Genomic DNA, 25,795 nt, shown 5'->3' with positions numbered 1-25,795 from the left:
CTCTATGCCTCAGCCGTCCACCAGCGCTCAGCCATCTTCAGTCCGTCATTTTCCCAATTTGGCGCCACATCGCCATGGGCGAGTTTCTTGGATTTGGCGCTGACGAAGTTGTTGAACACCAGCACGATAGTACCGCCATCATCATGGGTCAGCTGCTGCATTTCGGCATACATGGCCGTGCGCTTGGCTTCATCCGTTTCGGCTCGGGCCTGGACCAGCAATTCGTTGAAGCGTGGATTCTTCCAGAACGACTCGTTCCAGCTGGATTCGGCTGCGAAGGCTTGCGTGAACATCCAGTCGGCGGTGGCGCGACCGCTCCAATAGGAAGCGCACCAGGGCTTCTTGAGCCAGACGTTGTCCCAATAGGCGTCCTCCGCTTCGCGCACGACATTGACCTCGATGCCGCACTGTGCGGCCGTCTCGCGAATGAGTGCGGCCGCGTCTACTGCACCTGCGAAAGCCGCATCTGCGACCGAGAGATCGACCTTCAGCTTTTCCAGCCCCGCCTTCTTCAGATAATGGCGCGCCTTGTCGGGATCGAAACTGTGCTGCGGCTCCGGGTTCTTGTAAAATTTGATCGCAGGCGCGATTGGATCGTCATTGGCAACGGTAGCATGGCCGAGGAAGATCTTGTCGGCGATCTCTTGTCGGTTGATCGCCCATTTCATCGCCATGCGCACATCCGGATTGTCGAAAGGCGCCATGGTGACATTCATCGGCAAAGTATAATGCCCGTAGCCGGTGATCTCGATGATGTCGATTTTGGGATTGCGCTTCAACATGCCGAGTGTTTTCAGGTCGGCGCGGCCAATGTAATCCACTTCCCCGGTCGAGAGCGCAGCCATGCGTGCGGCCAAATCCGTAATGGCGACGAACTCCACCTCATCCAGGTAAGGCTTGCCGTTCTTGAAATAATTCGGATTGCGCTTGAGCTTGGCCGAGACGCCAGGCTGAAAATTCTCGAGCACGAATGCGCCAGTGCGCGCGCCCGAAGCCCAATCCGCTTTCCCGTCAACGCTCGGCATGATCACGAGATGATAATCGCTCATGATGTAGGGGAAATCGGCGTTGCCGCTGTCGAGTGTGAATACAACGGTTTCTGGGCCGTCCGCCTTAATGTCCTTCACAGACGCAAGCAGAGGCTTCGCCGCGGATTTGGTGTCGGCGCCCATGTGATACCGCATAGAGGTCACGACGTCGTCTGCCGTCACGCTCTTGCCATTGTGGAAGGTCGCGCCCTTGCGTAGCTTAAAGACCCACGTCTTGGCGCCATTGGAAGATTCGAAGCTTTCTGCCAGGTCCGGCTGTATGCCGCCCTTCGCATCCACCTCAGTCAGGCTGTTGGACATAGCGCCTGAAAAGGCGGTTTGGGAGAAAGTGTCGGGATACCCAGCCGGATCAATAGAATCTGTCGTCGCTCCATGCGCCATGCCGAGCTTTGCGAAACCGCCTTGCTGCGGTTCTGCTCGTGCCGCAGTGACAAAGAGCTGATCTGCGGCGACGACGGTCAGGCCTGCCGCCAATCCTAGATGGATGAAGTCACGCCGCGAAACCTTGCCGCTCCCGATAAGACCTTTCGCGATGCGCAGTTTGTACTCTGATTCCGACATTGCCGTTCTCCCATTGCGGATTTTCCGCGTTCTTTTTTCAACCGTCGTCAAGCACGCGATGCGTAAGTGCTCCTTCTCCGCCGTTCTGGTCTTTCGTCGATTTGCCTCCCGTCTGCCAGATCAGGCGGTCACATAGATGTTGCCGTCCTCCACCATGACGGGAAACGTCCGCGCACGCACAGTGGGATCGACCAGCGCCGAACCCGTCTTGATGTCGAACTCCCAGCCATGCCAGGCGCAGCGCACGATCTCGTTTTCTCGATGATAGATGAAGCGGGCTTCCTCGACAGGCGCGGTCGTCCCGCATTGCGGCCCCTCACAGAGCGGCGCGCCGCGATGCGGACAGATGTTGAGCAGCGCATGGAAGCTCTCTCCGATGCGGAACACGCCCACCGAAAGGCTCCGGACCTTGGCAATGACGGGTGTCCCGGCCTTGATCTCGTCGACGCGGCATATGTAGGTTTTCTCGGCCATGTTCTGCTCCGTCAGGCAGCATTCGCGGTTAGGATGGCAGGAATGCGCTTGTAGACGTCCAGCGCATTCTGACCCATCACCTTCGTTCTCCAGGCTGGCGGGATGTGCAGAGTGTTGGCGTCGTCATAGTCCCAATGCGGATAGTCCGACGCAAACATCAGCGTGTTCTCGCCGTCCATGGCTTCCAGGATGGACCAGAGATGCTGCACGTTGGCCGGCTGCTCCAGCGGCTGTGTGGAGAAGCGTATGTTACGGCGGCAGTACTCCGATGGCAGCATCTTCAGCCATGGTGTTTCCTTGCGCAGCGCCTTGTAGTCGGCGTCGAGGCGCCACAGCACCGTCGGCACCCAGGCGACGCCGCATTCGACTACGACGAAGTAGAGTTCTGGCCATTTCTCGAACACACCGTGGGCAATCATGCTGGCGACATGGCTGATCGCCGACATGTGCAGGATTGCGTGTGTCTCCCAGAAGAAGGTCGTGGGGGCAGGCGCGACGGCGTTCCAGTTGACGCCACCGTGGCCGCCCAGGTGAATGGCAAACGGCAATCCCATCTCCGCACAGGCTTCGTAGATCGGGTGGTAGAAGGGATCACCATACGGCTTCACGGAGCCTTGGGAGGCTAGAACCTGGACCATGCGGGGGTGAGTGCCGAGCCGACGGATCTCGGCGGCCGCCAGCTTCGGATCCTGAGGCGCAATGATGATGGAACCCATGAAGCGGTTGTCTTTCGGCAACCACTCGGCGATCTGATAGTCATTGTAGGCACTGACCAGCGCACTGGCGTAATAGGGGTTTGCGAGAGTCGAGGCTTCTATAGGCTCGTCCCCGGTGAGGATCGCCACGCCGACATTGTATTTGTCGAGGTGTTTTTCCTTCATGATCCGGTAGTTGTCGGCTTCGGTCTCGGGTCGCACATCCTTCCGGGAGAAATCCTGCGGATGGAACCAGGGGCGATGGCCATGCGGGAAGGAGCCTCTGGGGCCAGTCTTCTCGCCCTCTATGAACATGTCTTTCCAGATGCCGGACAGATACGGTTCCAATACCGTGGCGCTGGACCAGTAGTTGTGACAATCGCAATCGACGATAAACACTTCAGCTTTCGCTCCCTCTCCAGACTGCGGCATTGCTTGCCGTTTAGTTCCTCCAGCTTCCGCCTTGACAAATGCCGGATCAAGCTAATGATCTCTGCGTAATGATCGGGTTTTTCGATTGGGGTTTGTCCGTGCAGCTCGACCACATTGAGACGTTCCTCGACATCATCGAATCGCGCAACTTCAACCGGACTGCCGACCGGCTGAACATTACGCAGTCGACGGTCAGCAGCCGGATCAAGAGCCTCGAAGGCGCGGTAGGGTCGGAGCTTTTCCATCGTGGCCGCGCTGGCGCTGAACCGACAGCGGCGGGGCGCCGTTTCGAAGCCTACGCGCGGGCGATGCTGTCGACCTGGTCGCAGGCGCGTCACGACGTGCGCGCGTTCAACCGGTTCGAAGGAACCCTTCGCGTCGCCGCGCAGGTTGGCATGACACGCTCAGTGCTGCCTGGGTGGGTGGAGGCGCTCTGTCAGGCCCTTCCCAAAGCCTCGATTCATGTGGAATCCGACTATTCCAACCAGATGGTGACCGATCTCAGCATGGGAAATCTCGACATAGCCGTGCTCTACGCGCCCCGCTATCTTCCCGAAATAGCTTATGAGCACCTTATGGTCGAGGAATATGTGATGGTCTCGACCTTTGCCAGGACGATGTCGGAGGTCGATCCTGACAGCTACATTCGACCCGGCTACACCGTCGTCCTTGAGAAAACCCATTCGGAGCTGATCCCTTCGTTGGCAATTTCCCGCCTTTCCATGGGATCTGAAAGCCTGGCCGAAGCCATGCTGCGGCGAACCGGGGGGAGCTGTTACATGCGCAACGACGATGCCCGCAGGTTTACGGCCGAGTGCCCATCCTTCCTGGTCGACGGCGCACCGAAGCTCTACCAGCCCGTCCATACGGCCATGCTCGCCCGGCGCAAGCATGAGCCGATCATCCGCAAAGGGCTTCGTGCGCTGCAGCTGGCGGTGATGTCGCTCGAGACCTAGATCGAAATTCCCGATTAAAAAGCAGGGCTCAACCCACTGTTCCGGACAGCCTGCGGCTGCCATGTTTGGCGCGTCATTGAGAGCCAAACATGAACGCACATACCTCGTTTCCGGCTTCCGATTTTTTCGCACCGATGCGGCAGCGGCAATGGGCCGACGCATCGCCACAGGCAATGCTCTGCCGTGCGGTCATCGACGAGACGCACGACGTGAAGACCTTTGTGTTCTCGGCCGCCTCAGATTGCATGTTCTGCTTCAAAGCGGGGCAATACGTGGTCCTTCACCTCGCGATCGATGGCGTTGCGGTGGCCCGGTCCTATTCCGTTTCGTCGCCACCAACACGTCCGCTCGACCTGCACATTACGGTCAAGCGGACACCAGGCGGGCTCGTTTCCAATTGGATCCACGAGAATCTGCGGGCGGGCGACGAAATCAAGATTGAAGGCCCGCGGGGCTCGTTCAAACTTGACGGCTTGCCAGGCGAAAAGCCTCTCTTTCTTGCGGGCGGCAGCGGGATCACGCCTCTTATGTCTATGCTGCGAACCCTGACGGACAGAGCTTCCGATCTGGACCTGTGCCTCATTTACAGTGCGCGGTCGCCGCGAGATCTCATTTTCAGGTCCGAACTCGATGCGCTCGCTGCCCGATTCCGCAACCTGAGCGTGACATGCGTCTGTTCCAGGGCAGATCCCTCCTGGGCAGGACCGACGGGCCGCATGGACGGCCCCTTGCTCCTGCGCCTGGTCCCCGATCTTCGCGAGCGCACGGTCTACGCCTGCGGCCCCGAACAGTACATGAAGGCGCTGCGAGACGGTCTTGGCCAGGCAGGCGTTGACCCCCGGGGTTATCATGAGGAGAGCTTCGGGGGCGCCCTGGGCGGTGCTGCTCCGGATGTGGCCTCTGCGGTTTCGTCCTCGGTCCATTTCGCCCGTTCCGGATTGGAGCATCGTTGCGCACCCGGAGAGACCCTGCTGGAGGCGGCGCGCAACTGTGGTGTCTATGTTCCGACCGGCTGTCAGCAGGGAATTTGCGGTGCATGCCGGATTGCCAAGCTCTCGGGCGAAGTTGCGATGCAGGATCTTGGCGGACTTACGTCCGAAGAAAAGTCAGCGGGCTTTGTCCTGGCCTGTTGCAGCCGCGCTCAAGGCTCAGTTTTACTCGATCTTTGACTTCGGTTGAGATCTGAACGGGTGATTGCCGAATTGACCGAAAGCTGGTCGCGCATGCGATTTCAGCTGAATTCCAGGCGTGAGTTCCAAGAAGGGCAGACCCAAAGCTGTGTGGCTAGGTGCTCGGGGAACGGCGTTTGAGTGCCTGAGTCCGCATCAAAATTTTGGCCGGACTTCAGGGCGTCCGGTATTCGGTGGCGATATCTGCTGCCAAGGAGTGGCAAAGCCGATCTGTGCGGCTGAGATGAGGCGCATACCAGCCATTCAGTAGCTGACCTCCGCCTGCCGGTGATCATCCAGTCTACGTTGTCGATCGGAGCACGGCCTGAATATGTTCTGCGAGCTCAAGTTCGCCCGCCTCGATCTGCAAAAGATATCGGGCTCGCCAGCAGGAATTTATTCAACCCGTGGATGGGGAGCGGCTCTAGTGCCGTTTCTCTTCGGTGCCCCTCAGGTGTTTTGAGCTTGCGGTTGGCGACGTTTCTCTTCCTTGTCCCTCTTGCCTGCCGGTTCCGAGGATTGGGAGCGGGCAACTGCGGCCTCGCAGGTAGACCGGATCTCTTCGACCTCGGCCGCCGTTAAATGATCTATCCCGATGAAGCTGTTCTTGCCCGCACTCACGCGCACCAGTTCGTCAAGCTTTGCCTGTACCGCTGCCCCATCTCGATTCTGCGTATTCTGGATAAGGAAAACCATCAGGAAGGTGACGATCGTCGTCGAGGTGTTGATGATGAGCTGCCAGGTTTCGGAAAAACCGAGGAAAGGTCCCGAAAAGCCCCAGACCGCGATCAAAGCCATGCAAAGGATGAAGGTGATCGGACGACCTGCCCCGCGAGCGACAGCGTTAGCGATCCTTGCGAATGTCTTTTCCATTCAGCTCCCAAGCCATCACAAGAAACCCCGCCGAGCGGGGTTCCTTTAACTCAATGGGCAGCCGCTTTTTTCTTGGTGGCCGATTTGGGCTGACCAGATCTACCCCTGGCCGCGGAGTCCTTTGAGTGGGCTGCCATAGCTGGGGCAGCTCCAGTCTTCTTGGCCGCGCTCGCCTTCGCAGTCGCTGCTTTCTTACTCGCTGCCTTCTTAGCAGGCGCCTTTTTCGTGGCTTCCTCGTTCGAGGAGAAAATGCCGGTGATGCTGCCGATGATGGACACTGCGCTGCCCTCCGTTGAACTGGACCATCAATGCGCATCCGCCCGAAACGGTTCCATTAGACTAGCGTGGCGTCCGGTGATTGGCGCTCGCGGCTGGCCCGGCCGGCGGCGTCTCATTTCCGTTTAGGAAACTGGATCACCTTCGCCTCGGGCTTCGGCTCCAGCGGCTCATGGCCGGGCACTTCATGCCAGAAGACTTGGCCCAAATCGCGCTGATCGACGGGCTGACCGCATGCGGGACAGTTGTAGAAATGGTCGCCCTCGTTGGTGAGCTCAGGTCCGTGCACCTTGCCATGAATCGGAGGACCGACGTCGGAGTGCTCACTCCATTCCAAGAGGTCTGGACGTTCGTCAGGTCCGACCAAGCTGTACTCATACACGGTGGCTTTCTCTTCATCGACCACCCGGAACCAATGATCCTGCAGTGCTCTTGGCGACACTCTTTGTTGTCCGGCGGCGGCCCCGGCGGCTTGCATAGGATCGCTCTCCACGACAGTGCCAGATGACACGACTGTATTGCTGTAGATCTCTTCGACCTGATACTTCGTCATCGTCGCCGCATTCCGATGAGGTCGCAAAGTGGTAGCTTTGTTGCGTCGCGCATGCAGTTTGCACTTCCGGAGCCTCTTTTAGCTACAGCTAATTGACTGGCCGGTTGGTGGCAAGGGGGCGCGAGGTGCCGCAGTATCGGGTGAGTCATGGCCGCCGGATCGGCTGTGTCTTCGAGCATGGTCATCGCACAGCTTCCCTTCAAAGCGGCAGGGGCACACATCGGCCAGCCTGTCAGGCGCCAGGAGGAAAGCTGGGTGCGTGTCAAGGAGACCAAGGGCGAAAAGCGAAGCTTCGCTTACGTGTGTCGGACGGCATGAGCGCTTCCGTGGCGGTCCCTTCCTTTAGGAAATGCCAAGGTTCACCCTCACTTTTCCCTCATCGATATGTGGAGTTTTCTTCATTCCGCCGCGCGATTTGTCTGCCGGCGGCGCCACGTTCTATTGCCGGTCCGGCGACTAGTCTGCCCCTCAGAGCGCACTAGTAATGGGGCCCCTTCGGCGGGAAAGACAATTCCCGCTCCTTCGAAAGCCAGGAGCATGGCGGCGACAGTGCGGGGATGCGGCTTCCTTACCCCGTTCTCAAATTCGCTGATCGTCGCTTCGCTAAGATTGCACTTGGCGCCAAGCCGCACTCGCGACCAGTTCAATAGCGCTCTTGCTATTCGCGACTGCTCTGCCGTCAGGTTTCGCACTTCATGGACCTCCTGCCGACGAACAGCGGACCGTGCGGAAGGTTCCGGAGTATTTCAGCGTGTGCTAACGGAATGGAAGCGGCTCTCAGCATGCCGGCGAGGGCCGATTGTCGTTTGTTCCGCCGTGCTCTTGATCGGGCGACGACTGGATCCACGAGATCATGGCGGTTCCGCACCCAGCTGATCCTCGATTGGGATGGCGCCCGGGCCGACACCAGGACCGGCAGCGACTGGTCGAAGCGCGAGGAAATCCGAAAGTCGCGCTGCCTCGCCGGATAGTGATGCATCTTCTAGTTTGCAGAGTAGTAGCCGCGATCCGTTCGCGGGACCTCTGAGGACAAGGTAACCAGCCGCCCGGGCCGCTGCCGCGCTCTCTTCGCATGCGGCGAGCCGAGGATGGTTGCACACGATATCCTGAATGTGCCGTCATTACCGCGCCCGCTCCGGCCCAAGGCGAGGTGTGTTCGCCAGAATGGATGCGCAGGAGAAAACCTGTTCGCAGAGGCAGGTATTTATGCTGCAGCGCAGCAACCAACTTGGAAAGGCGGCGTTCCGGTATTTGATCTGCTTTGGATTTGAACGCAAAAGGATGCCGACATGAGAAGTCTCGCCGATACCGTCGCACGCTTGGCTGCTCGGCGAAAACAAAGCAACTCGGTCGTGGCCGGTGACGTCGGAAGGGATCGATTTTCCGAACTTCAGGCGTTCGGGTCCAACCCAGGACGGTTGCGGGGCTGGACATACCGCCCCAAGGACCTTGCAGCGGATGCACCTCTGGTCGTTGCTCTCCATGGCTGCACGCAGTCGGCTGTATCCTATGACCGCGGCGCGGGCTGGTCGAGGATGGCAGATCGCAAGGGCTTTGCCGTGCTCTATCCAGAACAGCAGCGCAGCAACAATGCCAATCTTTGTTTCAACTGGTTCGCCCCAGACGACACCCGAAGAGGCTCGGGTGAGGCACTTTCGATCCGGCAAATGATAGAGGCCGTAGTGATCGCAAACGATGTGGACCGGACTGGGATCTTCGTCACCGGCCTTTCCGCTGGCGGGGCAATGGCCGCCGCGATGCTGGCCACTTATCCGGAAGTCTTTGCGGGCGGGGCCATCATAGCTGGTCTACCCTATGGCAGCGCCACTACCTTGCCGCAGGCATTCGACCGTATGCGAGGTCATGGCGGCCCAACCGCGAAGCAATTGGCGTCGGCAGTCAAGCAGGCGTCCGGTCACTCCGGACCATGGCCGAAGCTCTCCGTCTGGCATGGAAGCGCCGACACGACAGTCAGTCCCGTCAATTCGAACCAACTCGTCCGGCAATGGCTTGCACTCCATGGACAAAGTGAAGCTCAAGCCGACACCGCGGAGCGGCAGGGCTATCGCCGCGACGTTTGGAGGGATGCTACGAATCAGGAAGTCGTCGAATCCTACCTCATCCCAGGCATGGCGCACGGGACACCCGTGGACTCGGCAGACGGCTTGAGTGACGGCGGACCTTTTATGATCGACACCGGCATATCATCCACTTCGCTTATCTCCCGGTTTTGGGGACTAGCCGGCACTGAGGGCCAGTCGCCAGACGCCCATCCATCGACGAGATCGGTGCGACACTCCCCTTCGGCGGTCGCGCACCCGCCGTTCCAGCCGCCGAGCGGCCCGGACGTCGGCCCTGGTCAGATTATCGAAGACGCTCTTCGCGCTGCCGGCTTAATGAAATAGAGTAACGGCAGACTTCAATCGACACAACTTTTGTTTCAGGCCAGCCCCCCGAGCCTCCCTATTCGAAAACGGGACCGTTACAGTAACGCGCGACTTTAGGCGTCCTTGGCGTCGGGAGGTCAGGTGTGCCGGAAACGCTTTTGTTGAACTTTAAACCCTCCACTCCCGCAGGATCTCACCCTGAAGCTGCTTCTGGACAATTGAATTGATCATGGTCGGGCCGAAGCTGGGCTCCCCGGTGGAAATCCACATTATTATCCCAGGCTTCGCCACCGCGTCTAAAGCCGCCATGAGCCCGCCGCCTGCCAGCTGACTGCAAGCGGCCCAACGGGAACATTAGGCGATGATTTGGCGCAGGCGCCGGTCTCCGGCCGGCACAAGCGAGCTTGCCTCCGGGCAATGCCACGTAGCCGGCGGACAGGGTTTCTGTGGTCGGCGGCCGATGCGCTGGACGTTCTCGACGTTCTTGTCGTCGACGAGGCCGCCCAGATGTCCCTGGCCAACGTGCTGGCCGTATCGCATACGGCCAGGCGGCTGATCCTGCTCGGTGATCCGCAGCAGCTCGATCAGCCCACGCAAGGCACGCATCCCGATGGTACGGGCGGGTCCTCACTGGAGCATGTACTCGGCGGCAGGCAGACGATCGACCCGGATCGCGGCCTTTTCTGAAACCTGGCGTATGAGCCCGCCTATCTGCGATTTCGATTCCGAACTCTTCTATGACAGCAAGCTCCACCCGGTACCGAGCTGTGAGAAGCAGGTCGTCCTGTCCAACGGGCCGATTAAGGGTTCGCGGCTTCGCTACGTCCCCGTCGAGCATGCCGGCAACAAGAGCTATTCGGTTGATGACGCAGATCGTGATGACCATCATGAACAGCAACACACGATGGATCGACCGGGACGGCATCGAAAGGCCCGTTACGCTCGACGATATCATCGTCATCACACCCTATAATGCGCAGGTTTTCGAGCGCCATCCGGGCGTGCGCGTCGGTACTGTCGATAAGTTTCAGGGCAGGAAGTCCCCATCGCGATTTATTCGATGGCGACGTCGAGCCATGCCGACGCCCCGCGTAGCATGGAATTCCTCTACAGCGCCAACCGCTTCAATGTCGCGGTCTCCCGTGCAAAATGCCTCGCGATCCTTGTCTCATCCCGGGGATATTCGAAGCCGAATGCAAGACGCCGCGGCAGATGCAGCTCGCCAATGCCTTCTGCCGCTACCTGGAAATGTCTGAGGCGTTGCCGGCATAGCGGAGTCGCCGTCGTCCGGCGCCGAACTCCAACCATCATCTTTCTTGGTGTGAAGCAGGACCGTATCTATCGCACGCTCTGTCGCGATCATGCCCGCCGGCAGGAAAACCTTTCTGCCGGCCCTTATCTTCGACATCCGCCTGTTCTTCGCTGACTCATCCTTCTGGTGCGCTCCGCCCGGCGATCGGCTCCTGCCATGGCGCACACAGGCATCCGTCGCTTTTGGATCGGACACGCACACACAATAGACTGCACCTGACAACAACAGCTCCGGACTTTCTTCGAACAACCACGTTGTCGGCTGAGCGCCCTTTTCGTCACCGCGCTTTCCAACGGTTACATGCTAGTCCGCCCATCGGGATCGGGGCGCTCGATCAATATTTTATCCGGGCCGAGCTCGAAGTGTCGATGTGCCAGAAGGATCGCGAACCGCTTCAATTTCCCGTGCCGGGCGAGCGCATCTCAGACTTCCTACAGGCAGGCAAGATCCTCGTCATCAAGCGGCGGCGCATCCTGAAGCTCCAGCAACACCGACCATTGCATGGGCTGAATCGAAGCTGCATGATTTCGGCTCCGTGAGCTCGCGTGCAGATTAAAACAACACGCTTCGCGCTCAATGTCACCGCCACTTCAGTTTTCAGGAGAAGAATGACCCGTTTGTGACCTGGTCGATTCCGGGTTTCGTGCCGCTGGCGTCAACGAATCTGCGCGGCGACGGAGCGGCAACGGGGTTTGTCTCCGCGAAGATCGCTTCGATCTCAGCCGCTTCCCTGTCGGTCAGGCCCGCGAATTCGCGTTCGCGCGCGCGCTTCGACACGGTCCCGCCATTCTGCCGCAGGAAGCGGAACAGCAGGCCGAGCAGCCGGTCCGGCATGTCGGCGATATTCAGCACGCGCGCTTTGAACGTGGCGTAAGCTTTGAGGAAAGCGGTTTCTGCCGGCAGATCGACGTCAATTGTCCGCGCGACGCAGGAGAACAGAAACTCTGCATGCGGCGTCGCATCGAAGTAGCGGTAAAAGTCCGCAGTGTCGTTCAGAACGTCCACATTGTGGCGATCGGTAGGCCTCCAGCGAACCAGCGGCAGCATCCGCTGCGAATAGCTTTCGAGTGTGCGCCGATACTCGTCGATGCGGTCGAGAATAACGGCGGACACCGGAAACACGACGCCGGGCGGATTGAATCCGCGCTCCGCCAGGACATGGTGGATCAAAAAGCGATGCAGTCGTCCGTTTCCGTCCTCAAAGGGATGGATATAGACAAAGGCGAAAGCGAGCACGGCCGCCGCCAGCACAGGGTCGAGCGCCGGCGCGACCGTCCTGTCGAAGGCGATAAGGCCATCCACCAGGCCGCTCAGGTCTTCCTGCCGCGCGCTGATATGATCGGGGATCGGCACGCCGGTCGTGCGATCATGCTGACCGACGAACCCGCCTTCGGTGCGTAATCCCAGATGAACGAAACGCGCATCGCCGATAACAATCCTTTGCAGGCGGTCGAGCTCGGCGCGGTCAATCGGCCGCCTTCCGGCTTCCGCGATCACCTGGCCCCACCGCTGGATACGGTCCTGCGGCGGGTCCTCGCCTTCGATCTCGAAGCTGGACCGTGAATCCTTCAGAAGCAGGAACGCCGCCGTCCGTGCCAGCAGATCGGCGGGCACGTCGGCGACCAACGCGCGCGCTTCCCGGGCAAGGTTCCTGGTGACGAACGCCTCAAGGGTGGGCGTCCTGAAGATCATCGGACAAAAGGCGGGCGTGCCCGGAAGGTTGTTCTTGACGCGGTGGCGTGTGGATGTGACGCCGCCTGTTGCCCATTGCTGTTCGGGGTCGACGATGTGCGCATAGGCGCCGCTGGCCGCGTCCGGCAGGTCGAGGCGGGCCTGCATCAGCCATTCGTAGAGAAACCAGACGCGGCGCGCGAACGAGCCCGTCGGTGCGGCGCGGACGATACCGGCGACAGGTTCAGGCCCGGTCGCCCTGAACAGGGTTTTGAGGACGCACAGATCCAGCCCCTCATAGCGCAGGGCGAATGTCAGGTGGCCAGCCAGGTCGGCGTGCGGCGTGTGGCGGGGCGTGAATATCCGCCAGCCTTCCGCCTCATAGATCTTATGGCGCTGCCCGATGGCAGCCAGCTTCAGCGGCACGGGCACGGCAAGCCGGTAGGCAGCGATCAGGGCGGCATACCCTGCGGGCAGCGCCTCCTCCGGCAGCCTGCGGTCATGAAAACCAGTAACCGGGCCTGAAAACTGATTCTGAGGACCATCACCCATGAACGTCGGATACCTTGCCGTGAAAATCGAACAATACCCCCTACTATCGCATGAAAATGGAGCACATTCAATGAAAACAGTTTACAAACAGGGCACGGGCCTGAATTTCGATAACCAGCCAAGCAACTGGTGAGGCCAGGAAGATCGTCATGATGACCAGCCAACGGCCAGCACATTCGGGATTCATCGGTCCACTGCATCAGATAATGACGCGCCCAGAGATCAAACGCGTCAGCGGCGGCATCATCTTCGGTGATGTCCCTGGACGTGGTGTAGCTGGTAGTGCGGTGGTCATCGGCGCTTTCCGGTAGAGTCTGGTTGCGACACCAACTCCTGCTTGGAAGGACCACCGATGACCGACGACATGATGAACCTCCGCGCGCTCGTGGAGAAGACCCCGGACGCCGATCTCCTGCGCGAGATGATCGGCTTTGCCGCCAAGCGGCTGATGGAGATGGAGCTGGGCGCCGCGACGGGTGCGAAGCCGGGAGAACGGGTCGATTTTGAAAACCTTCCCGGCGGCGAATTGCGGGTGCGGGCGGCGCGGCCGACCGGCACGATTGACAGCTTCCTTGGACTGCTCGCCAGCAAGACGAAAAAGGTCGCCACGATCGAGGACATGAACGAGGCCGCCGCCGCCGGTTGGGCGGGCGAGGAGTGAAAGTCACCGTCGACACCAACGTGCTGGTCCGGGGCGTCGTCCGCGACTAAAGCAAGCCGCCGCAGCAGACAAGGTGCTGAAAGAGGCGTCGCTGATCGCCGTTTCCCTGCGTGTCTGTGCGAATTGGTGTGGGTGCTGCGCCGGGCCTATGGCTTCGAACATCCGGTCTGCGCGACCGCAATCCGCGCATTGCTCGATACCGGAAACGTCGTCATGAATCGACCCGTGTTCAGGCCGGGCTTGCGTTGCTGGACGCAGGGGGCGATTTCGCGAATGGTATCATGGCCTATGAAGGCACTTGGTTGGGCGGCGAGACCTTTGTGTCGTTCGATAGAACGGCTGTGAAGCTACTTTCCAAGCACGGGGAAGCCGCAAAGCTGCTGTCGTGAACGCCGCCTTCATTGGCGGCTCGTGGCTCCGCTGGATCGGCGAGACATGGTTTCCTCTTACGCTCAACTACTTCACGCTGCTGCCCGTCCAGAGACTCAGCAATGGCGATCTCTATCGGCTGGCTAATGCACATGACCCAAGGGCGGCCGGAATTCTGTTCGTGCTGCCAGGGATAATGGCCATGATGGTGGCGCTGTCCAGGCGCTATGGGGCTCCAGTCGTCCTGCAAACCCCTGGATTTGCCAAAAGGCAGGAGTGAAGACGGCGGCGAAACGCGCGTCGCATTGCGGCGCCGGCGGCACTCTGACCACAGGCCATCGACGACGCCGGCGATAAGGCTGGTAATCCCTGTCGCCTCCTCGCGGCCGAACAAGCGGATGATCGCGTCAGCATCGATGAAGCGACGGGTCAGCCAGCTGTAAGCAATACGGTCGACATGCACGTCCCGGCGTGTGACCCAGATCGTGGGCGCGAACGCGTGACGGCGAATCCTGATCGGGCACTATTCGAAAGAGTAGGTAAATCCTTTCGCCGAGGCACCGACGATGACTTTCGTCATCTTCTTGCCCTCGAGCGCGCGATTGAGCACGCCGCGGCTGAGTTCCGGCAGCAGCGTGTTGGTGAGGATGGCGTCGATCATGCGCCCGCCGGATTCGATCTCGGTGCAGCGCGCCTTGATCATATCCAAGACACCCTCGCCGATCACCAACTCGGCTTCGCTGGTTGCTTTGAGACGCCGCGCGATCTTGGCGAACTGGTGTGTTGCGATCGCCTCGATCATTTCGTCCGAGAGCGGGTAGTAGGGGATTGTCACCACGCGCCCGAGAAAAGCGGCAGGAAATACTTTCAACAGAGGACCGCGCAAACCGGTGTCCAGATCGTCGAGGCCGATACGCAAGGTGCCGTTCCTCGTGCGATCCATGATGACTTCGGACCCGACATTCGAGGTGAGCAGGATCAGCGTGTTCTTGAAGTCGATCCGGCGGCCCTCGCTATCGTCCATCATGCCCTTGTCGAAGACCTGGAAGAAGATCTCGTGCACGTCCGGATGCGCCTTCTCGACCTCATCGAGCAGGATCACCGAATAGGGCTTGCGCCGCACGGCTTCGGTCAGGATGCCGCCCTTGCCAAAGCCAACATAACCGGGTGGCGCGCCCTTCAGCGTCGAGACCGTGTGCGCCTCCTGGAATTCGGACATGTTGATCGAAATCAGGTTCTGCTCTCCGCCATAGAGCGTCTCGGCCAGCGCCAAGGCTGTTTCGGTCTTGCCGACGCCGGAGGGGCCGCAAAGCAGGAACACGCCGACCGGCTTTTCCGGAGCGCCAAGGCCGGCGCGGCTGGTCTGCACGCGTCGCGCAATCATTTCCATCGCATGGTCCTGACCCACGACGCGCTCGGATAAAGTGGCGGCCAGCTTGAGCGCCTTCTCAGTCTGGCTGGATAGCATGCGTCCGGTCGGAATGCCGGTCCAGTCCTGGACGACGGCGGCCACGGCATTGCGGTCGACCGACGGCAGGATCAACGGCGTCTCGCCCTGCGCGGCGGCAAGTTCGGCCGTCAGTTCGCGCAATCGTGCCAGATCAGCTGCGGAATCGCGCGCTGGAGCAGGCTCGCGGGCGGCAAGCGCCTTTGTCTTGCGCGCCTCGCCACCTGGGGCCTCGAGAGCTTCGGCCGTGGCTTCCTCCCCCTCCTCCGGGTCAAGGGACATGCCCTTGCCACGGAGTTTGGCACGAAGGTCAAGAATCGCGGCCACAAGCGCCTTTTCGCGATCCCAGCGTGCTTGCGCTGCCGCAAGCGTGGTCTCGGTTTCCGCCAACCCGGCCTCCACGCGAGCCTGTCGGTCCGTCACTTCGATGCCGATCGCCGCCTCGCGGCAAATGATGCCTTTCTCGACTTCGAGCGCCTGGCGACGGCGCAGGATGTCCTCGACCTCGGCAGGCGTCGCGTGCTGAGAGATGGCAACGCGGGCGCAGGCGGTGTCGAGCAGGCTGACCGCCTTGTCGGGCAGCTGCCTGGCCGGGATGTAGCGGTGCGAAAGGGAAACCGACGCCTCGATCGCCTCGTCCAGGATTTGCACCTGATGGTGCTGCTCAAGAACGCCGGCGACACCACGCAACATCAGCACGGCCACCGCTTCGGAAGGTTCGTCGATCTTGACCACCTGGAACCGACGGGTCAGCGCCGGATCCTTCTCGATGTGCTGCTTGTATTCGGCCCACGTCGTGGCGGCGATGGTGCGGAGCTCGCCGCGCGCGAGAGCAGGCTTCAAGAGATTGGCTGCATCGCCGGTTCCCGCCGCGCCACCCGCGCCGATCAGTGTATGCGCCTCGTCGATGAACAGGATGATCGGTGTCTCTGAGACCTGGACCTCGTCGATGACAGCCTTCAGCCGCTTTTCGAACTCGCCCTTGACGCTGGCGCCCGCCTGCATCAGGCCGACATCGAGCATGCGCACGCTGACATTCTGAAGCGGCGGCGGCACGTCGCCCTGGGCAATGCGCAAGGCAAAGCCCTCGACGACCGCCGTCTTGCCGACACCCGCCTCGCCTGTCAGGATCGGGTTGTTCTGCCGGCGCCGCATCAAGATGTCGACGATCTGACGGATCTCCGCATCGCGGCCGACGACCGGATCGATCTTGCCATCACGGGCGCGCTGAGTGAGGTCGGTGGCGTATTTGGCGAGCGCCGAGTCACGGCCCGGGCCGCGTTTCATCGGAGTTTCGGCGGCAGCTGTCGCGGGCGGTGAGCCGGATTCGAGCGAGCCTTCAATGACATCGGCGAACCGCGCAATTACCCCATCAGCATTGATCTTGTCGAATTCGGCGCTGATCTTCGAAACCAGCCCCTCCAGCACCGGTGTCTTCAGGCAGGCGAGAAGAATATGCGCGCTGCGCACCTCCTCGACCCCGAATTCCAGTGTGGCCAGGTTCCAGCCTTCCTGTATGGCGTGGAAGATGTGATCGGAGAATTCCTCCACCGAGGTCGCGCCGTAGGGCAGCTTGTCGACGGCACGGGTCATATCCGCCGTCAGCCGGCTGACATCCAGCCCGGCATCAGCGACGATCATCTGTACATCCGAGCGCTCGGACAGCACCAATTGCTGGACGAAATGGACGAGCTCGACATACGGGTTGCCGCGCAACTTGGCCGTGTCCGCGGCGGCCTTGAAGGCGCGCACCCCCGTGGGATTGAGCTTCGCAACAAGTTCCTTGCGCTTGAAACTCTGCGACGACCGGCGCTGTTCCATTTGAACCTGCCCCCGAAATCTGCTGACCCTACCCTGCCACAGAAGCAGCAGCTTGACAAAGCCGTGTGAGGAGACGGTCCTTCTGACCTGTCCGCGCGGCACCTTGTGGTTACACAAGCCTAGCAAACTCCTGCAAAGAACCCGAACTGGAATCCGAAATACGCGAGCCATTGCACATACCCGGTCCGCCGATCGCCGCATGGGTTTCGTTGAAAGATAACCGAGCATTCAGCTTCTGTTGGTTTTCGAGCATGTGCTCAATTGTCGTGGCATGGGACCGATGATAACGTTGCGTCACATATGAGGCGCGGAGCCGCTCGCTGGGGGTACGTGTGATTGATCTCGCACTCTGGCTGAATCCTCTGGACGGTGCGAATCCGTCGGGAGCGGATTTGCGCAACGACCCGGCTTTTCACGAGCTCGAGCGGCTGACGGAAGCCCAGCTCAAGGTCGTGCACGACGGCGGCAGCAAGCCTTCGCAGTCAGCCAGCTCGGTCGACTGGGCCGCCATCCTCCAAAAAGCGGAAGAATTGCGCTCACGCGGTCGGGATTTGCGCCTTCTGGTCATCGTCACGCGCGCGCTGGCCAATGAAGAGAGGCTTGCCGGCCTCGCCCAGGGTCTGACCCTGATCGCAAAGACTCTCGACCAGTATTGGGATTCAATGCATCCGGCTTTACGGCCGGCTGGCGCGCCTCGCGACGCGGCGCTGCGACGCATCAACGCGCTGCTTGACCTCCAGAACGGGCAAGAAGGCCTGCTGGCGAACCTGAGGCAGACCGTCTTCTTCTCACCGCGCACGATCGGGCCGATCAGCGGGCGAGACCTGGAACAGGCAGCGCTCGACGAGCGCGTCATGCTCCAGGAAGCTGCCTCCGGCCTGGGGAACGCCGAAAAGGCGGCGCTAACGGCCGCGCATAACCAGATGCTGAACCGGGTGCGCACCGCCTGCGCGGCGCAGATCGATCAGGCCGTGGACGCCATCACCACCCTTTTGAGCGATGCGCGCGCTGCGATTTCGGCGCTGGATGCGGTCGATACCGCGCTCAACGCCCACATCGACGGCAATGGCGCGGCCGTTCCGGATTTGAAGAAGTTCCTGCAGCGCTTGCTGACGACGCTGGAGTGGAATTCCAGCGCTGCCGCCGTGGCCAACGGTGCGGCAAAGCCTGCCCCGCAGCCGTCCCAACCGGCATCGACGCCCCCTCGAAACGGACATGGAGCCGAGACGATGGCAAGTGTGGCAAGCTCTGCGCAAACCAGCACCGGCCTGCCTGACCGGATCTACTCGCGTGACGAGGTCGTCAAATGCCTCGATCTCGTGGTTGAATTCTACGACCGCACCGAGCCGTCCAGCCCGATCCCGCACCTCGCCCGGCGCGTGCGGCGGATGGTGCACATGGATTTCGTGGAACTGATGGAAGATCTCGCCCCGTCGGGGCTGAAGGAATTCCGGCTGCTTGCCGGTGTTTCCGATCCCAAGAAGCCGGCCCAGAAGGATGAAAGGTAACAACCATGCCAGCAGAGAGCAAAGCCAAGGTCATCGAAAGAAACCGCGCGCCGCGTGTGCAGATCGCCTACGACGTCGAAACCTACGGCAGCCCGACGACGATCGAGTTGCCGTTCGTCATGGCTGTCATGGCCGACCTTTCCGGCGCCTCGCAGACCAAGGAAGCGTCAAAGTCGGTCCTGGATCGCAACTTCGTCGAAACCGACGCCAATCGCTTCCCGAAATTCATGGAGGCGATGGGGCCGCGCGTAAAAGCGCGCGTGAAGAACACGTTGCCGCAAGTGGAAGGGGCCGAGCGGGACGAGGAATTGGCGATCGATCTCACCTTCTCCAAAATGGGAGATTTCGCGCCCGACAAGATCGCCGAGCAGGTGCCGCAACTGGCCGAGATCCTCAAGATGCGGCGCCAACTCGAGGAACTGCTGGGCTTCATGGATGGCCGCGTCGACGCTGAAAAGCGCATTGCGCAGCTTCTCAACAACGAGCCGCTGCTGAGCAAGATCGCCGGCCAGGCGATCTCTGACGGCAAGGGCGAGGAATAAGTCATGGCCGAACAGCAAAAGACCGCAGCCGCAACCGCCGAGGCGGAAGCCATCGATCTGGGCGAATTCAGCGGGCTCCTTGAAAAGGATTTCAAGGTCAGGAAGGACGACACCGAGAAGCTCCAGCAGTTGGTGCGCAACCTGGCGCTGGCCGCACAGTCGCGATCCGAGACGACGACCATATCGTCCAACGCGATCAAGTCGATCAAATCGCTGATCGCGGGCATCGACAAGATGCTGACGACGCAGGTCAACGAGATCCTGCACGCCCCCGAAGTGCGGGAGATGGAAGGCACCTGGCGAGGCCTTTGGTACCTCATCAACAACACCGAGACGGATACCAAGCTCAAGATCCGGGTGATGAACATCTCCAAGGAGCAGTTGGCCGACACGCTGGAAGACTATGAAGGCCAGATGTGGGACCAGAGCCCGATCTTCAAGAAAGTCTATACCGACGAGTATTCGATGCTGGGCGGCGAGCCGATCGGCTGCATCATCGGCGCCTACGAGTTCTCCAACCACCCGCGCGATGTCGGCCTGCTACGCAACATCTCGGGTGTCTGTGCCTCGGCGCACACGCCGTTCATCGCGGCCGCCTCGCCGCGGCTGTTCCGCATGGACAGTTGGCAGGAACTGCCAAACCCCCAAGACCTGCAGATGATCGTCAACAACCCGGCCTATGCCTCATGGCAGTCGCTGCGTGAGAGCGAGGACGCCCGCTATATTGGGCTCACCATGCCGCGGGTGCTGGCACGCCTGCCCTACGGCTCGGAAACCGTTCCGGTGAAGGGCTTCACCTTCGAGGAAGAGGTGGGCGGCGACCATAACAAATATGTCTGGATGAACGCCGCTTTCCCGATGGGCGTCAACATCAACCGCAGCCACAAGCTCTATGGCTGGGGAACGCAGATCCGCGGCGTCGAGAATGGTGGCACGGTGCTCAATCTGCCGGTGCATGCTTTCCCGACCGATGACGGGTCAATCGCGATGAAATGCCCGACCGAGGTCGCTATCGATGACCGGCGCGAGGCGGAACTGGCCAAGCTCGGTCTGATGCCGATCTTGCACCGCAAGAACACCGACCTCGCAGCCTTCATAGGCGCGCACTCACTTCAGGACGACGAGACGCGGGCTGGGCGTCTGGTCGACCCCGACGCCCAGGCAAACGAACGGCTGAGCGCCAACCTGCCCTACCTCTTCCCGGTCTCGCGCTTCGCGCATTACCTCAAGGCGATCGCGCGCGACAAGATTGGCTCGTTCAAGGAACGCACCGATATGGAGACATGGTTGACCGAATGGATCAACCGATACGTGCTGGCCAATCCAGCTTTCGCCGACGACAAGGCGCGGGCCAAGCGGCCGCTCGCCGCGGCCGAGGTTCAGGTCGACAGCGTCGAAGGCAGACCCGGTTACTACAACGCCCGTTTCTATCTGCGTCCGCATTACCAGTTGGAAGGCATCAACGCCTCCCTGCGGTTGGTGTCGGAACTGCCGTCGGTGAAGGGCTGAAACGCAGCGAAGTCATCTTGTTTGGTTTGAAAGCGGTGGAGAAAGACAATGCCGACCACAGAAAGAAGTGACGCTCCTTCCATGAAGATCGATGGTTTTTTGAAGGTTCCCGACATCAAGGGCCCCAGCAAGCGCGACGGCCACGAAGATGAGATCGAAGTGCATGGCGTCGATTACAAGATTATGGCGCCCTATGATCCCAACTCGCTTTCGCGACGCGGCCGCGTGTCTATGGGAATGATCAAATTCTTCAAGCACTACGACAAGTCGTCGCCCTATTTGAAGAAGGCGCTATTCGAGAACAAGGCGCTCGACGAGGTGGTGTTTTCGGCACGCCGCACCATTGACGGCGAGACCAGCGACTATCTGGTCGTGACGCTCACCGACGCCTCCATCATGGAGTATGATATGCGGCAGGCCGCCGATGAGGCGGACCTTATCGAGGAAGAAGTCAGCTTCGCCTACAAAAAGATCAAGTTCGTCTACGACAAGGACGACGAGATCGAAATGGACGTCTATGTCGGCAAGTGAGACCAAGCGGCCTGGCGCGAGGGCGCAGCTTGGCGGCAGTTCGCGCGCAAGGCGCGAGGCGGTTCAGCCGTCCCTGTGGGACCGCCTCGTCAACGACTTGCCAGGACTGACGTCGGAGATCGATGGGCTGCGCCGTCTCTTGGAGGAAGAGCTCGGCGCCGAGCGCGTCGAGGCTCTTCTTGCCGGCAATGCGCGCGCCATCGATGCCGACGCCGAACTCACATCCGAGCAGAAACGGCGCCTGCACCGCCTGGTCTTCCAGGCCCAGCATCGCGCCGAGATCGAAGGCCGCGGCGTGGTCGTTTCGGCACGCGTGTTGAGAGAGGCCGTGCGGCGCGACATCGAGGCCCTGTTCAACACCGAGCGTTTCGAATCCGTACCGATGCTCTCGGACGCCGAACACGAACAGCCCCTGGAGGAACTGCCCTCGCTCGCTGACTTTCCGCAGGTGCGCCGCAGCGTGGTCAATTTTGGCGTGCCGTCTTTTTCCGGCCGTTCGTCGCGGGATTTCGACCGCGATGGGCTGGCACGCGAAATCCGCGCGGTGCTTGCCACCTTCGAGCCGCGCCTGAAGGAGAGCGCCACGATCGTCAACGTCACGCTCGGCGACAAAAACGTCGGCCTCAAGATCGAGATCGACGCGGTGCTGATCATGGCCCCGACACCGGAGCGCATGCGGCTGCGCACCACAATCAATCTCGACAACGGCCTGGCACGAACCGAATTCCGGGAGACCTGAGATGGATGGGGTCTTTGTCGAATATTACGAAGAAGAACTGACCCACATCCGGGCGCTGGCCGCGGAATTCGCAGACATGCATCCGGCGGTTGCTCGTAATCTTTCCCTCGACACGGTCCCCTGTCCCGATCCTTATGTGGAACGGCTGCTTGACGGCGTTGCCTTCCTCGCCGCGCGCACCCGTCTGAAGGTCGACGCGGAGCGCTCGCGCTTCTCGCGCGCCGTGCTCGATGTGCTTTACCCCGATCTGGTGGCGCCGGCGCCGGCGACGGGGATGGCTGTGCTGAAACCCGGCCAGCAAGTGCACTCGATGATCGCTGGCCACGCCATCGCGCGGGGCACGCGACTGGTCTCCACCCTGCATCCAGGGCTTTCGACACGCTCCACCTTCACCACCGCGCAAGAGGTCACGCTGTGGCCGATCGCCATCACCTCGGTCAGCTATTTCCAGGATCGTAGCGCGCTCGCCGCCGCCGGAATCGCGCCGGTCGGCGACATGAGTGGCGAAGCGGCCTTGCGCGTCACCTTCGCCCGGACAGGAAAAGGCAAGCTCAGCGACCTGTCGCTCGATCGTCTCGACCTCTATTTCGCCGGCCGTGCCAAGGCGCCGGTGATTTTCGATGCGATCTTCGGCGCCTGCTCGGCCGTCGGCGCGCGGGCGCAAGGCAAGACCAATGCGCTATCGGCGCTGCCCGAACCCGAAATGATAGGTATTCACGACGACGAAGCGCTGATGCCGCGCACCCGTCCCACCTTCGAGGGATATCGGCTGCTGCGCGAATATTTCATGATCCCGGAGCGCTTCCATTATGTACGGGTTGCCGGCCTCCAGCCGGTGGTGCGCGCGTGCGAGGCGGGGATGGAGATCATCTTCCTGTTCCGGCGTGCGGTGCCTGAACTCGCCGATGTGACGGCTGCCGAATTCGAGCTCTTCGTGACGCCGGTCATCAATCTCTTCGAACGCGAATGCAACGACGTTGAGATCGATCCGCGCAAAACGCGCCAGGTGCTGCACGCCGACCGCACCCGGGCGCGGGATTTTGAGATATTCCGGGTCACCCGGGTCGAGGATGCCGACGCGGAGAGCGGCGAGGCGACAATTCCCGAACTGTTCAGCCTGGGGCAAAACCGCGGCAGCGGCTGGGTCTATTCGACTGAGCGACGTCCGCGCCGGGCCACCGAGGACGAGCGGCGCGACGGCCTGACCCGCACCTCCTATACGGGCGACGATGTCTTTATCGCCGTCTCGCGCCCGCCAGGAAGCACGCCAAACCGGCTGCTCAAGCGTCTCGGCATCGTGGCGCTTTGCACCAATCGCGACCTGCCGATCCTGGACGACACGCCGACGCTTACGCTGGAGACGGCCGATCCAGTCGAAGCGGTGCGCTTGCTTGGGGCACTGCGGCCGCCGCAGCCGGCCATCCCGGCATCTCTGCCGGCCGGGGCTGAAGGTGAATCGCGCGCCGACAACCTTGCCTGGCGGCTGGTGGCGCAGCTCTCGCTCAACTTCCTCAGCCTTGCCAAGGAAGGCCGTGGTGTCGATCCGCTGCATGCCTTGCTCGACCTCTATGCCGATCGGGGCGATCCGGGTCTTGCCCGCAACGTGCACTCGATCGTGCGCATCGATTCGCGCCCGGTGATCGAGAGGCTCCGGATCGATGGGCCAATGTGTTTCGGACGCGGCACCGAGGTCACACTGCATATCGACCAATCCGTGCTGGCCGGTCAAAGCTCATTGCTGCTTTCGGCCCTGCTTTCGCGGCTGTTCGCCCGCCATGCGGGCATAAACGGATTTGTGCGGACCCGTACGCGATTGCTGCAGAAGCAGGAGGATGTGCCATGGCCGATGACGCCCGGCAATCGCTACCTGATCTAGCGCAGCACGCAACGGTCGCGGCCGAAGCGTTGTCGGAGAGCTTCGACTTTTTCGAGTTGCTGCGACGCCTGGAGCAGCGCGGCGGATTGTTCGGCCATTCCGGAACGGCCGACCGCGAGCCGGCGAGACTCGGCCAGCATGTGCGTCTGAGCTTTTCGGCCCGGGACGTCGTCAAGGTCGAGGACGCCGGGGACAAGGCCCGGGCGCGAGTGACCGTCGCCAATTTCGGGCTGCTTGGACCGGAAGGACCGATGCCATTGCATCTGACGCGCTGGGTGCTCGACCGGCTGTCGCAGCGCTGGTTTACAGGGGCCGATGCCGAGCAGACCAGCGACACGACCTTCGTCGATTTCGTCAACATCCTGCAGCATCGGATGATAGCGCTTTACTACCGCGCCTGGGCCGATGCGCATCCAGCGGTGCAGGTCGAGCGTTCCGTCGGTGGGCACGTTCGAGCCATGCTGGAGGCAATGTCGGGGATCGGCCTCCCCGGGACGCAGGACCCCGAACTCGAGACAGTGCGCCTACGACAGGCTGGGTCGCTGGCCAACCAGGTCGACGGCGTGGAGCGGCTGACACTGTTTCTCACCACCGCCTTCAAGGTGCCGGTGCGGATCAAGGAGTTCGTTGCCGCTTGGATCACCATACCGACGCCACTGCAGACGCGTCTCGGCAAGGCCTATGCCGGGCTCGGACGCGGGGCGACGATCGGGCCGCGGGTGTTCAGCCGCCAGAGCAGGATCGAATTGCGCGTCGGTCCGCTGAGCCTCGACGAGTTCAAGTCTTTCCTGCCCGGCGAACGGCGCCTAGGCCTGTTCAAGAAAGCGGTGCGCGACATGATCGGCGAAGCGCTCGATGTCGATTTGCGCATCGTGCTGGCGCGCGATGACGTGCCCCCGCCACGGGTCGGGACTGTCCAGCTTGGCCGGACGGTCTGGCTCGAACGGCCCGCAGATAGGGGGGATGCCGACGATCTCAGATTGCACACCATCGTCGGCTGGCGGCCCGAAATGGCGGAGGCGGCCGCATGACCCTGCTGCTGACCCTGGAACAAGGCCCTCGCTCGCAAGTGGTCCGGCAGACCCGCCTTGACGAGGGCGAATTGGTGATCGGGCGCAATGCCGATGCTGGCTGGCAGATCGACGACCCGGACATGTTCGTCTCGCGCGCGCATTGCAAAATCAGCGGCAACCACGACGGCTATTTCGTTACCGACACGTCGAGCAGCGGATTGTTCGTCGACGATTCCGACAGCCCCGTAGGACCTGGCAGGTTGATGCGGCTGCAAAGCGGCATGCGGCTGCGCATGGGCGATTACGTGTTCCATGTCGAGATTCAATCCAAAGCGAGCCAGACGTCAGTCGGCCCGGCCCCGGTCGCCAGCCATACCACGCCGGCGTGGTCATCGCTGCGAGCGCGAACGCCGGCCAGCATCGGCAGCGACGACTTCTTCTCGGCCAGGATCGAGGAAGAACCGCGTACGCCCCGTCCGGCGGATTTGCCCAACCCGTTCGAGCAGCCCGTGCCGGGGGCTTATGATCGCGCATCGAACCAACGCAGTTCGCCTGCCTTTGATGACCCGTTCAGCCTCGACCCGGTGGCAACGCCGCAAGCCAGCGACGCCGCTGCCGCGGGCCAGCCGGATCCCTTCGGGCTGGGCGAAATGTCTTCGCCCAGCGATGCGTCCTGGCACACAGCAAAGCCGGCCAGCTTCGATGACGATTTCAGCCTTGGGCCGGCCGCTACGCCACCTCTCAGCAACGGCGCCGATGCCGCAGGACGTGCCCAGCATCAGGCTGAAAAGCCCCGCGCCGGCAATCCTTGGGATATGC

General features: G+C 61.4%; 22 protein-coding genes and 4 pseudogenes. 17 read left to right on the top strand and 9 right to left on the bottom strand.

Features of this window, described 5'->3' with window-relative positions; all coding sequences use genetic code 11:
- Nucleotides 1–2: 2 nt before the first annotated feature.
- From O7A61_RS15935 to O7A61_RS15925, 3 genes are all read right to left on the bottom strand, one after another.
- Nucleotides 3–1,661, bottom strand: a complete 1,659-nt coding sequence (locus O7A61_RS15935) for an ABC transporter substrate-binding protein (RefSeq protein WP_337130589.1) — start codon at nt 1,659–1,661, stop codon at nt 3–5.
- Nucleotides 1,662–1,730: 69 nt separating this feature from the next.
- Entirely contained in the window at nt 1,731–2,084 is a 354-nt protein-coding gene (locus O7A61_RS15930; RefSeq protein WP_140510069.1) for a Rieske (2Fe-2S) protein, read from the bottom strand.
- Nucleotides 2,085–2,095: 11 nt separating this feature from the next.
- Nucleotides 2,096–3,178: an amidohydrolase family protein gene (locus O7A61_RS15925; protein ID WP_140510067.1), complete on the bottom strand. Its 1,083-nt coding sequence runs from the start codon at nt 3,176–3,178 to the stop codon at nt 2,096–2,098.
- 101 nt (nt 3,179–3,279) lie between these two features.
- On the opposite strand from O7A61_RS15925, the gene O7A61_RS15920 reads away from it, so the two are divergent.
- Together O7A61_RS15920 and O7A61_RS15915 are read left to right on the top strand one after the other, a co-directional pair.
- Nucleotides 3,280–4,167 (top strand): LysR family transcriptional regulator, encoded by an 888-nt coding sequence (locus O7A61_RS15920; protein ID WP_337130587.1) that lies wholly within the window; start codon nt 3,280–3,282, stop codon nt 4,165–4,167.
- Nucleotides 4,168–4,256: 89 nt separating this feature from the next.
- The gene (locus O7A61_RS15915; RefSeq protein WP_027143707.1) at nt 4,257–5,336 is read left to right on the top strand and encodes a hybrid-cluster NAD(P)-dependent oxidoreductase; all 1,080 of its coding nucleotides are present in this window, start codon (nt 4,257–4,259) and stop codon (nt 5,334–5,336) included.
- 450 nt (nt 5,337–5,786) lie between these two features.
- Here the strand turns inward: O7A61_RS15915 and O7A61_RS15910 are convergent, their stop codons facing one another.
- The 3 genes from O7A61_RS15910 to O7A61_RS15900 form a co-directional block, all read right to left on the bottom strand.
- Nucleotides 5,787–6,209: a low affinity iron permease family protein gene (locus O7A61_RS15910; RefSeq protein WP_337130586.1), complete on the bottom strand. Its 423-nt coding sequence runs from the start codon at nt 6,207–6,209 to the stop codon at nt 5,787–5,789.
- Nucleotides 6,210–6,600: 391 nt separating this feature from the next.
- Nucleotides 6,601–7,038: a hypothetical protein gene (locus tag O7A61_RS15905; RefSeq protein ID WP_337130585.1), complete on the bottom strand. Its 438-nt coding sequence runs from the start codon at nt 7,036–7,038 to the stop codon at nt 6,601–6,603.
- Nucleotides 7,039–7,436: 398 nt separating this feature from the next.
- Nucleotides 7,437–7,730: a helix-turn-helix domain-containing protein gene (locus tag O7A61_RS15900; protein WP_337130584.1), complete on the bottom strand. Its 294-nt coding sequence runs from the start codon at nt 7,728–7,730 to the stop codon at nt 7,437–7,439.
- Between the two features lie 597 nt (nt 7,731–8,327).
- Here O7A61_RS15900 and O7A61_RS15895 point away from each other — a divergent pair.
- From O7A61_RS15895 to O7A61_RS15885, 3 genes are all read left to right on the top strand, one after another.
- A complete protein-coding gene (locus tag O7A61_RS15895; RefSeq protein WP_337130583.1) occupies nt 8,328–9,443 on the top strand; it encodes an extracellular catalytic domain type 1 short-chain-length polyhydroxyalkanoate depolymerase in 1,116 nt (371 codons plus the stop codon).
- 399 nt (nt 9,444–9,842) lie between these two features.
- Nucleotides 9,843–10,112, top strand: coding sequence for an AAA domain-containing protein (locus tag O7A61_RS15890; protein WP_337130582.1), 270 nt, complete (start codon nt 9,843–9,845; stop codon nt 10,110–10,112).
- Between the two features lie 176 nt (nt 10,113–10,288).
- The gene (locus O7A61_RS15885) at nt 10,289–10,681 is read left to right on the top strand and encodes a hypothetical protein (RefSeq protein ID WP_337130581.1); all 393 of its coding nucleotides are present in this window, start codon (nt 10,289–10,291) and stop codon (nt 10,679–10,681) included.
- Nucleotides 10,682–11,334: 653 nt separating this feature from the next.
- On the opposite strand, the gene O7A61_RS15880 is transcribed toward O7A61_RS15885, so the two are convergent.
- Nucleotides 11,335–12,960: a Fic family protein gene (locus tag O7A61_RS15880; RefSeq protein WP_337130580.1), complete on the bottom strand. Its 1,626-nt coding sequence runs from the start codon at nt 12,958–12,960 to the stop codon at nt 11,335–11,337.
- A 352-nt stretch (nt 12,961–13,312) separates the two neighbouring features.
- On the opposite strand from O7A61_RS15880, the pseudogene O7A61_RS15875 reads away from it, so the two are divergent.
- The 4 genes and pseudogenes from O7A61_RS15875 to O7A61_RS15860 form a co-directional block, all read left to right on the top strand.
- Nucleotides 13,313–13,456, top strand: a pseudogene (locus tag O7A61_RS15875) (IS256 family transposase); the annotation flags it as partial.
- Nucleotides 13,436–13,621, top strand: a pseudogene (locus tag O7A61_RS15870) (AbrB/MazE/SpoVT family DNA-binding domain-containing protein); the annotation flags it as partial. The pseudogenes O7A61_RS15875 and O7A61_RS15870, both read left to right, overlap by 21 nt.
- Nucleotides 13,618–14,010, top strand: a pseudogene (locus O7A61_RS15865) (type II toxin-antitoxin system VapC family toxin). The pseudogenes O7A61_RS15870 and O7A61_RS15865, both read left to right, overlap by 4 nt.
- The gene (locus O7A61_RS15860; RefSeq protein ID WP_337130579.1) at nt 14,007–14,270 is read left to right on the top strand and encodes a hypothetical protein; all 264 of its coding nucleotides are present in this window, start codon (nt 14,007–14,009) and stop codon (nt 14,268–14,270) included. Before O7A61_RS15865 ends, O7A61_RS15860 begins: the two are co-directional and overlap by 4 nt.
- 117 nt (nt 14,271–14,387) lie before the next feature.
- Here O7A61_RS15860 and O7A61_RS15855 read toward each other — a convergent pair.
- Both O7A61_RS15855 and tssH read right to left on the bottom strand, forming a co-directional pair.
- Nucleotides 14,388–14,474, bottom strand: a pseudogene (locus O7A61_RS15855) (chromate resistance protein ChrB domain-containing protein); the annotation flags it as partial.
- A gap of 39 nt (nt 14,475–14,513) precedes the next feature.
- Entirely contained in the window at nt 14,514–17,258 is a 2,745-nt protein-coding gene (tssH, locus tag O7A61_RS15850) for a type VI secretion system ATPase TssH (protein ID WP_337130578.1), read from the bottom strand.
- A 332-nt stretch (nt 17,259–17,590) separates the two neighbouring features.
- Here tssH and tssA point away from each other — a divergent pair, with 332 nt between their 5' ends.
- The 8 genes from tssA to O7A61_RS15810 all read left to right on the top strand — a co-directional run.
- Nucleotides 17,591–18,766 carry a type VI secretion system protein TssA gene (tssA, locus tag O7A61_RS15845; RefSeq protein WP_337130577.1) on the top strand — a complete coding sequence of 392 codons (1,176 nt, stop codon included), beginning with the start codon at nt 17,591–17,593 and terminating at the stop codon, nt 18,764–18,766.
- A gap of 5 nt (nt 18,767–18,771) precedes the next feature.
- Nucleotides 18,772–19,308, top strand: a complete 537-nt coding sequence (gene tssB, locus O7A61_RS15840) for a type VI secretion system contractile sheath small subunit (RefSeq protein ID WP_027143717.1) — start codon at nt 18,772–18,774, stop codon at nt 19,306–19,308.
- 3 nt (nt 19,309–19,311) lie between these two features.
- Nucleotides 19,312–20,817: a type VI secretion system contractile sheath large subunit gene (gene tssC, locus O7A61_RS15835; protein ID WP_140510047.1), complete on the top strand. Its 1,506-nt coding sequence runs from the start codon at nt 19,312–19,314 to the stop codon at nt 20,815–20,817.
- 81 nt (nt 20,818–20,898) lie between these two features.
- Nucleotides 20,899–21,348 (top strand): Hcp family type VI secretion system effector, encoded by a 450-nt coding sequence (locus tag O7A61_RS15830; RefSeq protein ID WP_027143719.1) that lies wholly within the window; start codon nt 20,899–20,901, stop codon nt 21,346–21,348.
- Entirely contained in the window at nt 21,335–22,087 is a 753-nt protein-coding gene (gene tssE, locus O7A61_RS15825) for a type VI secretion system baseplate subunit TssE (RefSeq protein ID WP_027143720.1), read from the top strand. Before O7A61_RS15830 ends, tssE begins: the two co-directional genes overlap by 14 nt.
- Nucleotide 22,088: 1 nt before the next feature.
- On the top strand, nt 22,089–23,963 hold the full coding sequence (gene tssF, locus O7A61_RS15820; protein WP_337130576.1) for a type VI secretion system baseplate subunit TssF: 1,875 nt from the start codon (nt 22,089–22,091) through the stop codon (nt 23,961–23,963).
- Entirely contained in the window at nt 23,927–24,994 is a 1,068-nt protein-coding gene (gene tssG / locus O7A61_RS15815) for a type VI secretion system baseplate subunit TssG (RefSeq protein ID WP_337130575.1), read from the top strand. Before tssF ends, tssG begins: the two co-directional genes overlap by 37 nt.
- The coding region (locus tag O7A61_RS15810) for a type VI secretion system-associated FHA domain protein (RefSeq protein ID WP_337130574.1) at nt 24,991–25,795 on the top strand (805 nt) is incomplete at its 3' end. The genes tssG and O7A61_RS15810, both read left to right, overlap by 4 nt.

It is taken from the genome of Mesorhizobium sp. Cs1321R2N1 (genome assembly GCF_037179725.1).
Taxonomy (GTDB): domain Bacteria; phylum Pseudomonadota; class Alphaproteobacteria; order Rhizobiales; family Rhizobiaceae; genus Mesorhizobium; species Mesorhizobium salmacidum.
Note: the sequence above shows the minus strand (reverse complement) of the source record. Positions and strands in the feature narration are given on the sequence as shown.